The sequence below is a fragment of the Pantoea sp. EEL5 genome (assembly GCF_049892805.1).
Classification (GTDB): Bacteria; Pseudomonadota; Gammaproteobacteria; order Enterobacterales; family Enterobacteriaceae; genus Pantoea; species Pantoea ananatis.
In genome coordinates this window covers 1,757,691-1,772,920 of the sequence record NZ_JBNDNJ010000001.1, presented here as the reverse complement: position 1 = coordinate 1,772,920, position 15,230 = coordinate 1,757,691, and the positions used below count along the sequence as shown (strand labels likewise).

10 protein-coding genes and 2 pseudogenes are annotated in these 15,230 nt (G+C 49.1%); all 12 read left to right on the top strand.

The features are described 5' to 3' along the window. Positions 1-47: 47 nt before the first annotated feature. The 12 genes and pseudogenes from ACPXSQ_RS08470 to mngB all read left to right on the top strand — a co-directional run bounded on the left by ACPXSQ_RS08470 (position 48) and on the right by mngB (position 15,203). A complete protein-coding gene (locus tag ACPXSQ_RS08470; protein WP_231858603.1) occupies positions 48-857 on the top strand; it encodes a lysozyme inhibitor LprI family protein in 810 nt (269 codons plus the stop codon). Between the two features lie 10 nt (positions 858-867). Further along, positions 868-1,716: a hypothetical protein gene (locus ACPXSQ_RS08465; protein WP_426143408.1), complete on the top strand. Its 849-nt coding sequence runs from the start codon at positions 868-870 to the stop codon at positions 1,714-1,716. 12 nt (positions 1,717-1,728) lie between these two features. Continuing rightward, positions 1,729-2,169 carry a DcrB-related protein gene (locus ACPXSQ_RS08460; protein ID WP_014605540.1) on the top strand — a complete coding sequence of 147 codons (441 nt, stop codon included), beginning with the start codon at positions 1,729-1,731 and terminating at the stop codon, positions 2,167-2,169. A 3-nt stretch (positions 2,170-2,172) separates the two neighbouring features. Further along, a complete protein-coding gene (locus ACPXSQ_RS08455) occupies positions 2,173-6,609 on the top strand; it encodes an RHS repeat-associated core domain-containing protein (protein ID WP_426143405.1) in 4,437 nt (1,478 codons plus the stop codon). Beyond that, the gene (locus ACPXSQ_RS08450; protein ID WP_089517226.1) at positions 6,610-6,915 is read left to right on the top strand and encodes a hypothetical protein; all 306 of its coding nucleotides are present in this window, start codon (positions 6,610-6,612) and stop codon (positions 6,913-6,915) included. It begins immediately after the preceding gene. Between the two features lie 390 nt (positions 6,916-7,305). Further along, positions 7,306-8,558 (top strand): annotated as a pseudogene (locus ACPXSQ_RS08445) (RHS repeat domain-containing protein); the annotation flags it as partial. After that, a complete protein-coding gene (locus ACPXSQ_RS08440; protein ID WP_176017516.1) occupies positions 8,555-9,031 on the top strand; it encodes a hypothetical protein in 477 nt (158 codons plus the stop codon). The pseudogene ACPXSQ_RS08445 and the gene ACPXSQ_RS08440, both read left to right, overlap by 4 nt. Before the next feature lie 277 nt (positions 9,032-9,308). Further along, positions 9,309-9,678 (top strand): annotated as a pseudogene (locus ACPXSQ_RS08435) (DUF6386 family protein). 967 nt (positions 9,679-10,645) lie between these two features. Next, a complete protein-coding gene (locus ACPXSQ_RS08430; RefSeq protein ID WP_013026224.1) occupies positions 10,646-11,107 on the top strand; it encodes a PTS sugar transporter subunit IIA in 462 nt (153 codons plus the stop codon). After that, complete coding sequence (locus ACPXSQ_RS08425) at positions 11,104-11,427, top strand: PTS fructose transporter subunit IIB (RefSeq protein WP_014593971.1); 324 nt, start codon at positions 11,104-11,106, stop codon at positions 11,425-11,427. The genes ACPXSQ_RS08430 and ACPXSQ_RS08425 overlap by 4 nt, the downstream gene beginning before the upstream one ends. 13 nt (positions 11,428-11,440) lie before the next feature. Then, the gene (locus ACPXSQ_RS08420; protein ID WP_426143402.1) at positions 11,441-12,544 is read left to right on the top strand and encodes a PTS fructose transporter subunit IIC; all 1,104 of its coding nucleotides are present in this window, start codon (positions 11,441-11,443) and stop codon (positions 12,542-12,544) included. A 25-nt stretch (positions 12,545-12,569) separates the two neighbouring features. After that, entirely contained in the window at positions 12,570-15,203 is a 2,634-nt protein-coding gene (gene mngB / locus ACPXSQ_RS08415) for a mannosylglycerate hydrolase (RefSeq protein ID WP_426143400.1), read from the top strand. Positions 15,204-15,230 lie beyond the last annotated feature (27 nt).

Here is a 15,230-nt window from a genome sequence, read left to right as displayed (position 1 = left end):
TTTATGTGACTGGCGCGAACGTGTAGTAATCTGTTTAAAATTTAATCATGATTGATTTTTTTGCTGCCTCAAGTCCTGATAATTCTCAACTTATACGGTGCGTCTTGATAATGCCTCGTTTTTCTTTAATTTTAATTTTTTCTTTATCTGTTTTTCTAATAAGTAGCACCAGCAAGGCTAATGAAAAAAATCACGTCACACTTAATGATGAAGGGCGCATTTTCTTGGTCTGCTTAAGTAAAAGTAGCGCAACGAATGAGAAATTAAGTAATTGCTACCGCAACGAAATCAAGCGTCAGGATGCACGGCTGAACCAAAACTACCAACATTTTTTGGCAACGCGCCGTGAAGATGCCAGGCAGCGTTATGTGGAGGCGCAGCGTCAATGGGTTAAATATCGTGATACTAACTGCAACGCGCAAATTGCTAACGCAGCAAACGAGGATGCTGAATTAATTGCAGGCGATCGCTGTTATTTAAAAATGACAATTAATCGTGCAGATGAGTTAGCTCCTTCAGCACCTTTAACGGGCAGTTGGTATGGAGAGAGCGAAAAGAACGGTACGCTTAATGTGACGCTGGTACAGCATGGCGATGATATTACCGGCACCTACTGTTATATGAATGGTACTGAGCAGATAGATTGTCCTGATGATGATAATCCCCATATATTGCACGGACGCGTGAGCGGTAACACTGCTATGCTTTCATTCCCTTCCTCGTCAGGTGAACCCGACCGCAGGAAAGCCAGAGTCACCTTAAAAGGGGCAAATCTTTCGTGGCAACTTGTTGAAGATCGTGATGGTAACCTAATGCCGACACCGGTTTCATTTGATACTCTCGTGCCTTTACCATGATAAAAGCACAATGTTCATAAATCGTCTTTTCAGCAGCTTATTGTTTGTGGCTGTCCTTATGTTGGTATCGTGCCTTGCCAGGGCTGAATCCACTGCAGAAACCGTAACTCCCGCTTTAAATGAGGGAGATTTTTCCGTTCTGCTCAACGACTACGCTTTCACCCCCGGCGACGCATGGAACAACCAAAGCTTCATACGCGCAGGCAAAGCCCTGAGTTCCGTTGTGGCCGGAGAAGTCGTCATCAATGAGCAGCGGTACAACTATTACCAACATACCTATGAAGGCTTTCAGTTATTCAGCGCGACGGCGGTAGGAAACGCCAGCCATGCAATTCTGGCAGAGATCCTATTGGACGGTGCCAGCGTGCCGACGGCTCGTAACATAATCGTCGGCGATAGAGTGGAACAGGTTCAGAAAGCCTATGGACCCGGAAAAGAAGATAACAGTGATAATCAGCAGTGGCTTATCTATAAGATGGGTGAGAAGCAGTTGATGTTCGAAATTGACCAGCAAAAAGTCAGCCACATTATGTTGAATACCACCATGAGTGCAGAGCAACATGAAGTCAGCGCTGATCAGGCTATCGCCTTAGCGACGAACGCGATTCATACTTATCACCTCACCGCGCTTGATGATCAATGTCTGAGATACGACCTGGATGACACCAGTGAGAAGGCGTTCTACATCATCACGGTTCGTGAAGACAACCATGACGTCAGTTGCGGCGGGGACCCTGATATTTCTCCCCGGCTTTTTGATATCAAAGTTGCCCGTGATAACACACAGATACTCACAAATGCCGATAACGCGGATGGCGATTATCGTAGCCTGGTTCCACCCGCCACAAACAATCAATAAAACGGACATCCAATGAATTATCAGTTTAATGAAGGCGCTTTTGCGCTGTTTCCTGCCGCCTGGCAGGACACCACCATGAATATTTTGCGGGATGACGCCAGCGGACTGGCATTAGTGGTGAGCCGTGGTGTGATTCCTGAAGACAGCGATGCGGAAAAAGAGTTTCAGCGCCAGTGGGACACGTTGCGCAGCCAGATGGGTCACATTCAGCAGACTGAGTTTGTTCGGGTTACGGCTGGCGCGGATAACGCTTTGCGTGCGCTAGAAGTTGAAACCGCATTCGATCGTAACGGACAAGCCGTGTGGCAGCGACAGTTGGCGACCCGGGTTCCGGATAGCAACATCTTAATGATTTTTACCCTCTCCGCGATGCGCGCTTTCAATGAAGAAGACGGCCAGCGTTGGAGTGCCTTCAAACAAAGCCTGAGTCTGAACAACCCACGGAAAGCATAAGCTATGGATAACCGTGCGGCCCGCGTGGGCGATGAGATCATTCATTCCAGCATTTTCGCTGATATCACCAGTATTGTCGCTGAGGGCGCAGCCTACGCGGTGATCGGTGCGGCGGTCGGTGCGGCGGCAACAGCAGCAGCACCATTGCTGGGGGCAGGAATGGCTGCGGCAGGCGTCGCAGCCATTGGTTCCAGCTGTCTGCTCAGCGGCATTATTGGCGGTGTATTAGCGAATGCTGCGGGCATTTCGGATGACATCACTAAAGCGGCCGATGGGCTGGGAGACATGATATTCCCGCCTTCTCCAGCCGGTGTGATCGCCAGCGGATCAGAGAATGTTCACGTGAATGGTCTTTTAGCTGCACGCGCGGCCGGGATGCTTACGCCCGGAGATACGCCGCCACCGGAACCGCAATCGCCCAAGAGTTTCGCAGACTATGGCGGTATGCTGCTCTCTGCGGTGGGTCAGTTTGGCAGTGCAATGTGGCAACCCACGGTAGCTTCCGCCGACGCTGGCACCTCTCCGCTGGAACAGGACAAAGTGGCCTGTGAAAAGCACAGCGCACCGCAATATCTGGCGCAGGGATCGAAAAGCGTCTTTATCAATGGCCAGCCTGCGGTGCGCGCAAAGGATAAAACTACCTGTGATGCCACCGTGAGTGATGATGTTTCCCCCAATGTCATCATTGGTGGTGAAACCGTCACAGTAAGAGAGATTAAAAGTGGCAAGGTGCCAGGTCTGGCCGTGATGATGATCGGCCTTTCCCTGATTCGTGGTCGCCCCAGCCAGATCCTGAAAAATATGCCCTGCGCGCTGGCGAGCGCTGTGGGCGGGATGATGGCGGATATGGCGATTAACGCCGCCTTCTCGTCGCTGTTTCCTGTGCATGCCTCCACCGGCGTCAAAGTTCTTAACGATGATGCCGAGCGCGATTTCTCCCTTCCTGGTCGCTTCCCGCTCAGTTTCCAGCGAAGTTATAACAGCCTGACCCAGCGCAGCGGATTATTTGGTCTGGGCTGGGCGACGGTGTTTGACAGCTATATAACGCTGGATGGCAATCAGGCGACCTGGTTTGATGACAACGGGCGCGAACTGAGCTTTGCGGTTCCTGGTGAAAAAGAGGTGCTCTACAGCATCAGCGAAGGGCTGATGGTAAGGCGCAACGAACTGGGTGATATCGCCATTGCCGACGACGACGGTGCGGTATGGCGTCTGTACAGACGTACGGCCGCTGATCCGCAAGTGCTGCGTCTGGCTTCACTGAGCGACGAATACGGCAATGCGCTGGAGATGGGCTGGGACGAACAGGCTCGCCTGGTGCGCATTCATGACGCGCCGCTGGCTATTGATGTCACCCTGCATTACGACGACAAACAGCATGCACAGCGCCCGACCTCGGCCAGCCATTTTGATGGTGTGCAGCACTGGCCATTAACGCACTGGACTTACAATGAACAGGGCCAGCTTGCCAGCGTCACCGATGCCGCAGGCGTTGTCTCGCGGCGCTTCCGTTACAACGATGACGGGTTAATGATCTGGCATCAACTGCCGGGCGGGCTGGAAAGTGAATATCGCTGGCAGAAGCTGGATCACTGGCGCGTCGTTGAAAACCGCACCAATACCGGTGACGGCTGTCACATGCATTATGATCTTGATGCTGGCATCACGCGCGTATCGACCTATGACGGTCAGCAGCGCGAACATCACTGGAATGCTGCAGGGCTTATCACCTGCTTTATTGATGAGCGGGGCGAGACCTGGCGCTATGAGTGGGATGAAAACGAACTTCTGACGCGCCGTATCGATCCGCTGGGTAATGCGGTGAGCTTCACCTATGACGATCTCGGCAACCGTGTAGAAGAGAAAGATGCGGACGGCGGTGTACAGGCGGTGCAATGGCTGTCACACCGTTCTCTGCCCACGGTCGTTGCCGGGGCTGACGGTGCCACCACGAAATACTATTACGATCCCCATCATGGCCTTGAGCGCGTGGCTGATGCGCTCGGGCAGAGTACCTTTTATAAGCGGGATGAGTTTGGGCTGGTTGTCGAAGAGATTGACGCGGCAGGCAACAGCTATCGTCGTGAATTCAATGATGCCGGCCAGGTTATCCGCGAAACAGACTGTTCAGGGCTGACGACGCGCTACCGCTATCATCCCCTTGGCTGGCTCAGTTGTGTGACCGCCCCGGATGGTGAAGAAACCCGGTATCACTATGATGCTGCGGGGCGTCCTGTTCTGCTGGAGCGGGCAGAGGGCTGGGAAGAGCGATTGCGCTGGAGCGACAACGGCCTGCCACTGGCCCACGAGTCAGCGGATGGTAAACGTAGTGAATTCCGCTACGACAACGTCGGGCGCTTAATCGCCAACCGTAATGCCCAGGGCGAGACGGTTCAGCGCAGCTGGGACAGCCGTGGTCGGTTGACTGCGCTGCAAAACGAGAACGGCGAGCAGTATCAGTTCGAGTGGGGCGCAGATTCCCTGTTGCTGGCCCAGGTTGGGCTGGATGGCGTTGCCACGCGATACGAGTATGACGCGGCAGGACGCACGTTATCTCGCACCTTTGCCGCCGGGCATCCTCAGGCGATTACCCATCGCTATCACTGGAGCCGGGCGGGACAACTGCTGGCACGGACCACGCCGGAAGGCCAGACGCGCTATCACTACAGCGGTGGTGGGCAGTTAAGTAAAGTGTCGCAGCATCTGCCGCTGTCTGACACCGAGTGGAGCCAGCAGGCCGAGCAGGAGATTGCGTTTACCTATGATGCGCTGGGCCGTATCGTAGGTGAGCAGGGTGAACAGGGCGCGCTGGCCTGGGATTACGACGCGCTGGGTAACTGCACGGCCTTAACCCTGCCGGATGGTCGCAACCTGAAGCAGCTTTACTACGGCAGCGGCCATTTACTGAGCATCGCGCTGGACAACCTGCCGGTCACTGAGTTTACCCGTGACACATTGCATCGGGAACTCAGCCGCACGCAGGGCGGCCTGACCACGCGCAGTGAGTACGATCGCTTAGGCAGGCTGCGCCGCCGTGACGTTTTCAAAGGTGAAGCACAGCGTCCTGCGCCGCGCGTCTGGTCCCGTCGGCGGGACTTCGATTACGGCAACAACCTAATCCGTGAAGAGCGCGACGATAACCCGTTCAGCCAGACATTATGGCACTACGATAACGCCGGTCGGCTGCTGTCTCAGGAAGGCGCGCAGCCGGGTAATGAGCAGTGGCGCTGGGATGGCGCAGGCAACCCGCTGGATCGCCATGCCGCTTCCCATATCATGCATAACCGCGTCACTGAACTGAACGGTATCCGCTGGCAGTACGACATTCATGGCCGCACCACCGAAAAGGATGACGGCCAGACCCGCTGGCGCTACCGTTACGATGGTGAACACCGCCTGACGGACGTCATCAGCGAACCGCGGGACCGCAATAAGCCACGTACTAAGGTGAGCTTTCGCTACGATCCGCTGGGGCGACGCATCAGTAAAACCCGCCAGCAACTGTTACAGGGCAGGCCGTCTGGCAAGGCCGTCACAACGCGCTTTGTCTGGGAAGGCTACCGCCTGCTGCAGGAAATCCACGACGATACTCCGCTTACCTATGTCTACAGCGACAGCCAGAGTTATGAACCGCTGGCCCGTATAGATGGCGTGGAAAGCCCGGAGATATTCTGGTTCCACTGCGCCGCTAACGGCACGCCGGAACTGCTGACCGACGTTGAAGGGCAGAAAACCTGGGAAGGTGTGAACAGCCCATGGGGCAAACTGCTGCGCGAGTCTAACCAGCGAATTCCGGTGGTGGAGCAGAATCTGCGTATGCAGGGCCAGTACCTGGATCGTGAAACCGGGCTGCACTATAATTTGTTCCGTTATTATGATCCGGACAGCGGCCGGTTTACGCAGCATGACCCGATAGGTCTGGCGGGCGGGATAAACCTTTACCAGTATGCCCCGAATGCGCTGGGCTGGGTGGATCCGTTGGGGTTGAGTAGTTATGACATACTAATGGGTAAAATCGCTCGAGGAGATCTTGATTTCTCGACTACAAAAGATGGCGCGGTATTTTGGTCTGGTCCAAATATGAGAACAGCCCAACAATGGGCTATTTCAAATGGTAAAACGACCCTCGAGCAAACCTCAGGAGGAAAATACTTAGATGGACTTAACCTCTTTGGGAAAGGAAGCGGGATGACAGGTAAACAAGCGGCGGAGATCTGGGACGCTGCATCTGTCAAGTTTGCAGAAAATGCATCGGGCAAGGTCCATGTATTCGGTACTGGAGCAAAAAAAATGAATGATTTTGGTAGCATTCGAACTTGGTGGCGAATAGAAAAACCAGCTTTGATTGCTAATAATAAAATTACTGAGGTGGTCCGCCTTAAGAAAAATGGTACGCCATCTAAATTTGGTCACATCCGTAAGTGTAGAGGGGCGGCATAAATGAACAAAGAGGAAATGGCATATATAAAGGAATTGAAGAATGATGATTCCGCTTATTCATACCAAGATGATGAACTTGGACTCATCCGAATGAAAATTATCTATAGAGGCGAACGATTGTATTTACAAGTTGAAGACAGAGCCATGATATGTGTTATATCTGCTAGAGACTCAATGTTGAGTAAGAAAAGCTTAAAAAAATGGGACTCTGGCGATAAGGTAAATATAAATGAAGTCGACTTTCTGTGTGAGAAAATCAAAAAATATTATGCTAAATCATATTCAGAAGAGTTAGTTATCGTTTAGAAAATTAATTTTATTAGCTGGGGTTTTCGATGATATTGCTTTATATTTGAAGAGCGGTCGTGGCGTTTTCTATTGTTGTGATATCTGACAATGATCGAATTAATGATATTTAAAGTATATGAATCTTATTAGTGTTATTAAAATAAAACATAAGCTTTTAATTCTTATGTTTTTTTGTTAAGGTGAGGGTGCTTTTTGTCTATGACAAAAAATTAGTTTTGTGTTCAAATATGTATTCTAATGAAATTAATTAGGCTCTTTACCTTAATCATGTTGGTATGATCGTAAGTTTTTTTTTAAAAGTTATATTATCTGGATTAAAATGCATTCAATTTCCTATGCTGCATGGCTTTTGTATAGTAATTAAAGTACTTATCCGCTTTTAGGAACAATAACGCCGGTCGGCTGCTGTCTCAGGAAGGCGCGCAGCCGGGTAATGAGCAGTGGCGCTGGGATGGCGCAGGCAACCCGCTGGATCGCCATGCCGCTTCCCACATCATGCATAACCGCGTCACTGAACTGAACGGTATCCGCTGGCAGTACGACATTCATGGCCGCACCACCGAAAAGGATGACGGCCAGACCCGCTGGCGCGCTACCGTTACGATGGTGAGCACCGCCTGACGGATGTCATTAGCGAACCGCGGGACCGCAATAAGCCACGTACTAAAGTGAGCTTCCGCTACGATCCGCTGGGGCGACGCATCAGTAAAACCCGCCATCAACTGTTACAGGGGAGACCATCTGGCAACGCCGTCACAACGCGCTTTGTGTGGGAAGGCTACCGCCTGCTGCAGGAGATCCACGACGGCATTCCGCTGACCTACGTTTACAGCGACAGCCAGAGCTATGAGCCTCTGGCGCGTATTGATGGCGTGGAAAGCCCGGAGATATTCTGGTTTCACTGCGCCGCGAATGGTACGCCAGAGCTGCTGACCGACGTTGAAGGCCAGAAGACCTGGGAAGGTGTGAACAGCTCATGGGGCAAACTGCTGCGCGAGTCTAACCAGCGAATTCCGGTGGTGGAGCAGAACCTGCGTATGCAGGGCCAGTACCTGGATCGTGAAACCGGGCTGCACTATAATCTGTTTCGCTACTATGACCCGGACAGCGGCCGGTTTACCCAGCATGACCCGATAGGGCTGGCGGGCGGGATTAACCTTTACCAGTATGCGCCGAATGCGCTGGGCTGGGTGGATCCGTTGGGGTTAAAATGCAAAGGTGCTGGAGATGAGCCAGCATTAGGCCCTCATGGTAAATTAAAAAATGATCCTCGCCCTGGGCAATCTCATCACCTAAATCAGGATGCTGCTTACAGGGATTTGATCCCACGTGATAGTGGGGCTGCAATAAAATTACAAGGAAACGCTTTTACTGAGCCAGGAACACCCCATTACGAAGCACATAAGTCTCTTGAAAATTTCTGGAATCGATACAGGAAGGGAGGAGAACTTTACAGAGAGGTGCCTACTAATCTTCAATATACACAAGCTCTGAAGCACTCTTTAGAGTCTACGGGGATGTCTCCTGAACAAGTAAAGGCTGCGGTAAAATATAGTATTCAAAATCGAATTGAACACGGAGCGCTTGGTGGGCAGAATGTGCCAAGAATACCGGGAAGAATAAATCAGGTGAAACCATGAAGATATCCAGATTGGCTGTAAGTCGTTTACAAAAAGTAAAATGGTTCGTGAATGTGGGTAAAGCAACCAATTTGCAGAAGATAAAAAAGGTTACTAATGAATCAGATTTCGTCAAGCACATAACAAGTATTGATTGGGAAAATGCAACGATTGAGGCTGGTAATGAGATTACAGGTTATTTAGCAAAAAAACATAATAGAGAGTATCAGGAATGGAATTCCCTTGTGAGAGAAGCAAAAGATATCATTAATAAAGAAATCATTCCTCTTATAAAAATCGTTGATGGCATTGACGAAAATATTATTTTAGATAATGTTAAGTGGGATTTAGTTAACTATCTAATGGAAGATGCTTATAAAGAATATCTGAAAGGTGTTCTGTTTTTTGAATTTCTGCTTGAGGTTTATGAAGACGGTCACATTCCCTGTGGATGGGAAGGCAAATGGCCTTCAGGAAAACTTGTTATTTTTTAACTGAAAACGTTTATACATGAAATAAAACTAAATTGTGCATCACTCTATATGATGCTTTAAATTCTAGTGCTATACCAGTGATGAAGTGTTTAAATGGTTAATTACATTTTACTGTTATTTTTTATAATGAGCGTCTAATCATGGAGTGGTTAGATGATTATCTACATTTGAAAGATAATGTATTATGAAAGTTAGTAATGTTGATTGAAATTAGATCCTATAATCAGTGAAATGATATTCAAACAAAACTATAAGTTATGTTAAAAAATATTCATTTATGAAAGATGCTGCAACATTATCAATTTTTTATTTAGCCTCTCTGAAACACAGAATCGATGATAATGCAGGCTGGTGGAGTATTGATGAAGGTGGAATTAATAAATGTAATTTTTTTAAACATTTGTGAAGGTAGAAATTATAATATAGAAGTTTATCAGGTGATTCTGAGAATTTGTTACACATTCGCGTTGAATGTACCATCTGGAAAAGTATACATAGGTGCAGGAGAAGATACTAGAGGTGTTGTTTTTTTGCCTGACGATTCTGATTATATTTCAAGGGGTTTTTTAGATTTTAATTCCGAATATTATGATATCAATTGCGAAGAAGAGAGTGATGTAATAAAATGTATTTTTAATCTGCGTTAATAGTAAGAGTGATATAAAGGAGTTCATAAGGGCATAAGTTTGAGGTCATCAAAATTAAATTATTAATTATAATAGTGCGATTGGGGGCTAAGTTGCATTTTTCATGGATGTTCAACTAATGCGTAACCTACTATTTTATAGATACGAATAATGCGACCCGATTTTCTAAATGGCTGCGAGTTGGTGGTTAGATAAATGATTTGATGCTGCAATAATATATCATTACCTAGGGGTATTTAGAATTTAAGCTTTTTGTGTTTGATTCATCACGCTCTGATTAAGACTTTAATAAATCAAATTAAGCTATGTTTCATCGTTACTATAGATGCTGTTTAACACCAAAGTACCTTTTGACTTTTTAATATTTATGTTCGCCTTAATAACTTCTGTTTTTTCTTCACCGCCCACTTAGCATCATCGGAGCAAACGCTGATTATTTACACAAGCAATTTTTTTATTATAGGGATGCGTATGACTGTTTACAATTAATTTTCAGTTTTTTTGTCGAAACTTGAGCCCTGTTCACCATTGATTGTAAGACATTACGCCTCCTGAATGCTGCTCTGAAGTTGTGAATGAAATAATCGATACTGATCTGAGAACTTCATGTTTGCAGAACAATCAATCTTGTCATCCCGTTTTCCACCACCTCTATAATCCTAAGTTAAATAATAAATCCCCTGTTAAATAGTATCCACTTTCCTGAATCCTCCCTCACATACCCAAAAAATCACCTTTCAAACATTCCCAATCCATTCCCGCGTTACAAACACCTCTAAAACCTCTCCTTATTCCTCCACGTGATCCATATCTCAAAGAAAGTTATTATTTAGACCTGCCTCCCATTTCTGGCCCGCTCTGCCGCAGACATCTTCCGCCCCTTACCGGAAACCACTTGTGTTTACATACCTTAGGTTTCCGTTAGGATTTTCATCAAGGTACGGAACAATCCGGCAAGAGGGAAAACATGCTTATTGATCGCGAAAGCATATTCTTAAATAAAGCATTTACCAGCAAAGACGAGGTCTTTGATTTTATTGCTTCGCACGCGGTTGCACAGGGATGGGCGCTGAGTGCAGATGACATTAAAACGGATCTCTGGCAGCGCGAGCATGAATATTCCACGGGTTTTGAAAGTCAAATCGCCATGCCTCATGCCAAAACGGACAACGTAATAAAAGCCGGCGTGATTTTTATTCGGCTGAATGACGCAATTGAATGGCAAAGTCTGGATGGCGAACCCATCAAAATAATCTTCGCACTTTTGGTACCAAAATCTGGCGCCAGTCTTCTGCATTTAAAAATCATTAACGCGCTGGCAAGCCAGATTGTTGATGATGACTTCAGGCGAGCCTTATTTACGCTCGAAAACAGGGATGCCCTGTTCCAGTTTATGGTGCAACGAATCCAGTTTAAGGAGGAAGCATGAATATCGTAGGCGTCACGTCCTGTATTGCGGGCTTAGCCCATACGCCAATGGCAGCCAAATCGCTTGAGAAAGAGGGAAGAAAGCTGGGCCATCAGGTGCATATCGAACAGCAAGGGGCGATGGGGATGATCGATAAATTAACCCCGCAACATATTGCTGAAGCGGACTTTGTGCTGATTGCCGCCGATCGCTCGATTGAAGAAGAAGAGCGCTTTGCCGGTAAGACCGTCATTAGGGTGAAAATTAGTCAGTGCGTCGGACATGCAGCCGAGGTCATTGCAAAATGCGTGGCGGCTGTCGAGGCGCGCCGTAACCCGTGATATTGGTGACACTATGAAAAAAACTATGGTCAATATCAAAAACCATTTAATGACAGGGATCTCTTTTGCGCTGCCCGTCATTATTGCCGGCTCGTTAGTCGTCGCCGTGGCTAAGATTATCGGCATCATCTTGGGTGAACCCAATCTGGACAGCTTTGCCCACAGTAGCGGGCTGGAAAAATGGCTGTATCTTGCCCAGAATATCGGCTTCAAAATCATTGGATTAATGAATTACGTATTAGGTGCTTACGTTGCCTATTCAATAGCCGGGAAAAAAGGGCTGGCGCCAGGTTTTGCGGCGGGGCTGATTGCCTCTGTTACCGGATCCGGTTTTCTGGGAGCGATACTGGGCGGCTTACTGGCGGGTTATTCTGCGGAATGGGTATCACGAAAAATCCGCATCACCGGTTCTGCCGCTTCGTCCGTGCCCCTAATCATCCTGCCGTTTATTACCGTTGGGCTGCAGGTTGTCGTGATGCTGTTGCTGCTGGGCGATGTCCTGCACTGGCTCAACAGTTCGCTGATGGCCTGGGTGCAGCGCATGACCGAAGACGGCACCAATACCGTTGTGCTGGCTGCGGTACTGGGCGGCATGATCTGTTTTGACCTTGGTGGGCCGGTTAATAAAGCGGCATGGGGCACGGGAAATGTGTTGTTTATGAGTGGCGTTTATTTACCGGCTATTTTGGTCAATGTCGCGATTATTATTCCGCCATTAGGCTATGCCGCTGCCCGCTTTATCCGGCCAAGTAACTTCAGTGAAACCCTAAAAGAAGCCGGTAATGGCTCGGTGATTATGGGCATTCTGGGAATATCCGAAGGGGCAATACCGTTTACGTTAAAAAATCCCGCGCGATTAATTCCGTTAAACATACTGGCGGGCGCCATGGGTTCAATGACGGTGGCGCTGTTTAAAGCCTATCCCATTATGCCGCCGTTGGGGGGCTTGTACGGTGGTTTTACCGTCGGGAATCCGTGGGCCTATTTTCTTGGCGCGCTGGTGGGCACATTAGTGATCGCAATAGGCGCTAACGTTTTAGTGAATTTTAATGAGACGGATGCGAACAGCGAGAGCATCAATACTTCCCCGGACGATATTGAAATTAAATTCGACTAAAGCGGTTTTTAGTAAGGTTAATACTATGAAAAAGCGGACAGTTCATCTCTATACGCACACGCACTGGGATCAGGAGTGGTATTTTACGTCTTCACGCTCGCGGATTTACCTGTACAACCATATTAAAAATCTTATTCAGGTACTGGAAACCCATCCTGAGTTTCCCTGCTATTTATTAGACGCACAAAGCTCACTTATCGAAAGCTATCTTCAGTGGGCTCCTGAGGATCGAGCCAGACTCACGAAACTGATCGCCGATGAACGTTTGCTGACGGGGCCGTGGTTTACACAAACAGATCAGTTGGTGATTCATCAGGAGTCTGTTGTCAGGAATTTGTTTTACGGTATGGAAGTGGCTCAACGCCATGGCAACGTAATGAAGCTAGGCTATGTTCCGGACTGTTTTGGCCAGGGCGGCAATATGCCGCAACTCTATCGCCAGTTCGGTATCCATCACGCCTTATTCTGGCGCGGCATCGCCGACAATACGCTGCACGAAACAGAATTTTTCTGGCAGGGTGATAACGGTGACCGGGTTTTTGCCCTGCAGATGCCGTGGGGTTATCACTACGGCGGCTTGCTGGATGAAACGCCTGAAACCATGAAAGCCTTTCTTGATGAGAAGATGGCTGCAATAGAAGCGCGCAGTCATCGCCAGCACCTGCTGTTTCCTCATGGCTTCGACCAGGCTCCCGTGCGCCGCAATTTGCCAGAATTAGTCGAGCAGTTTAATGCCCGTGATGATAGTCGCGAGTACCTCATCAGCAATCCGCTGGCTGTCGTTAAGATGCTGGAACAGGAAGCCGGTACAGAGGCTCGAACGCTAAAGGGTGAACTGACCGAAGCTAAGCATTCGCGCGTGCACAAAACGATCTTCTCCTGTCGTGCCGACCTGAAACTGTTAAACAATGAAATTGAATCGCTGCTGGTGAATACGCTTGAGCCTGTGCTGGCGATAAGTCAGAGCCTGGGCAATGCCTATCCCAAACATATTGTCGCAACGATATGGAAACTGATGTTTTACAACGCCGCCCATGACAGCATCGGCGGGTGTAACAGCGATGATACCAATCAGGATGTCTTCTTCCGCTATAAAGAAGCCAAAGGGCTGGCGCAGAATTTACTGGAGTTACATACCCGACTGATCACACAGCGCATTCCGCGCCAGCATGATTTTACCTTCACCGCTTTTAATCCACTGCCGTGGAGTATTGCTCCAGACATAACCTTTGAGGCCTGGCTGCCGGGGCTGCCGTTTACCTTGCGTGACGGCAACGGCAAAGCAATCCCCTGTGTTATCGAGTCTGAAGAAGATCTGACGCAATACGTACTTAATCAGACGATTCGCCTCGATCCGGGTAAAGCCTGGCATAAACCTGAAAAAGTCTGCCGTACGCGTCTGACCGTTAAAAGCCCGGTATTACCGGCACTGGGCTACGACCGCTGGTACATTGATTTCAGCGAGGATAACGCCGCGAGGCCAGCGCTGAGCCAGGAGACAACGGCTGAAAATGACGTTTACCATATTCAGGCGGAAGCCGATGGCCTGTTAACCATTACCGATAAACGGAGCGGTAAACGCTATCCGCGGCAAATGCTGTTTGTGGAAAACGGTGATGATGGGGATTCATACAATTATTCGCCGCCTCGGGCCGACTGGATGATTACGTCTGAGGGCGCCATGACGACCGTTCAGAAACAAAAGAGTACCGTCAGTCAGGGCCTGATACTTCGCTACGCGCTCAAGGTCCCGGCTGATTTAGCCGAAAGGGCGGCAGGCACTGCCACGACAACCCTGAACCTCAAGGTAAAAGTCGTTCTGCAGAATGACGATCTTATTCGCTTTAATGTGGAAGTGGATAACAACGTTCTGAGTCATCGTCTTTGTGTGCACTTTGCCACTGATATTGCGGCCCGGGTTTCCTGTGCCGATCAGCTGTTTGGCGCGGTCACCCGACCGGTGCAACTTGGCAAGGCGCTGCAGTGCTGGGAAGAAGAGCGCTGGCAGGAAAAACCGATCTCGATTGAACCGATGCAAAGCTACGTCAATCTCCACGATGAGCAGCACGGCTTTACGCTGCACACCAATGGTGTGCGTGAATACGAAATCGTCGGGGATGATTTCAATACGCTCTCGCTGACGCTGTTCCGCACATTTGGCTTTATGGGTAAAGAAAATCTGCTTTATCGGCCGGGCCGCGCGTCAGGTGAAAGTATCGTAGAAACGCCCGATGCCCAGCTGTTGAAAACTATGACCTTCTCATTTGGCTGGCGAACTTACCTCGGCACATTCGATGAGGCCCAACATGCGCGCGTGTCGAAAACCTGGCTGACCGAGTTTCCCGTTTATCAGGACAGCGACTTCCTGAACGGACGACTGCGTTTTTGTCTGAATGACGAGGTGCGGGATTATCCCGAAACTTATAGCGCGCTAAGCCTGCCAGCAACACACCGCGATGCCCTGGTCAGTGCGGTGAAATGTGCGGAAGACCACAGCGGAATCATCGTCAGATTTTATAATCCCCATCTGGAAACCGATGTCGTGATTCCGCCTCTGCAGGACGCGCGCTGCGTAATGCTCGATGAGATGACGCCCATGCAGGCACGGCAGACGCTCAAGCCTAACGACGTGCAGACGGTGCTGATTAAACGGATATAACCATGAGACTGTTCACCAGCAAACGGG